Annotated in this window: 1 protein-coding gene; it reads right to left on the reverse strand. The window is 64.4% G+C overall.

Translation table 11 applies throughout. The features are described 5' to 3' along the window. Nucleotides 1-1,229: tetratricopeptide repeat protein (locus tag B3C64_RS04345; protein ID WP_291533985.1), on the reverse strand; the 1,229-nt coding region annotated here is incomplete at both ends.

Below are 1,229 nucleotides of genomic sequence, written 5' to 3' on the forward strand. Positions count from 1 at the left end.
CCATTCCGGAGATTGAGGGCCGCTGCGGGTTTTGTCGGGGAATCGGATGCGTGGAAATATCGGGGATCGCGGAAGCCGTGGAAGCGGAAGCGTCGTGGTTCGTGGAATCGTCGGTTGCGACGAAGTCGGCGGAAGCCGTGGAAGCGGAAACGGCATGGCTGGTTTTGGCGGCACCGCTGTTCGTGGGGCATTTGCCGACTTCGCCGTCCACCACGTCCATCGGCCGTTCCTCATCGCCGAGCGATTGCTCCGCCATGCGCAGATTCGCCGACGTCGTGCGGTAATAATCGGTGTCGCACCCGTAACATTCCTCGATGACGCCCAACGCCCGCCGATAGCCGTCCACGGCCAGTGCGAATCGTCCGGCCATATAGCAGACCTGCGCGTATCCCGCCAGCGCGGAGGCGTAATGCGCGCTGTGCTCCAAATGCCCGTTCCGATAGATATCCAGGGCTTTCGCGGCATGGTGCATGGCCGAATCGAGCATCCGCGCGGCGTCGTCCCCGTTCTTGCCATGCGTGGCGTCATCCTTGTTTCCGTCTCCGTTCCCGTCTTCGCCGCGCGCGTCGGACCGCGATTGCCGGAGCTGCAACAGCAGCAACGCGAGATTCGTGTGCGTGGACGCGACATCCAGATCGGCGTCCGCGTTCGGCGATGATGCCTCCAACAACCGCAGCGCCCGCTCCAGTTCGTTCCTGGCATGTTCGGTCCGGCCGGTCTCGCCATAGAGCATGGACAGATTGTTGTGCAACGCGGCCAGTCTGCGGTCGGTGGGGGAGAACGCCGCATCCGCGGCAACCAACGCCCGGTGATACAGGGATTCGGCCTCATCGTACCGCCGTGCCGCCCGCATGCCGGTCGCCGCGTTGATCAACGTCGTCGCCCAGGCCTGCGGGTCGCGCTCGACGAGACGCAGACGAGACGCCAATGCCAACGTCCGTTGGATAATCCGCGCATTGGCGTCGTGGCGGCCTTGCGAACGGTAGAATCCCATCGTCTCGTTGAGCACGGTCAGCAGGCCCTCGTCGTCATGCGCGCGCTCGGCCGCTGCGGTTGCGCGCAGCAGATATGGTTCCGCCTGTTCTGCGGCTTCGTGCGCGTCGAAGATCGCGTCCAATCCCTGAAGAAAACGTCGCGCGTCGAAGCCGCTTTCGTTGCCGCGCGGATGGTCTGCATCCGCCGACGATGATTCGGCATCCGCGGTCGGTGATGCCGCGTGCCGTGTTTCG

Source organism: Bifidobacterium sp. UBA6881, assembly GCA_002451435.1.
GTDB lineage: Bacteria > Actinomycetota > Actinomycetes > Actinomycetales > Bifidobacteriaceae > Bifidobacterium.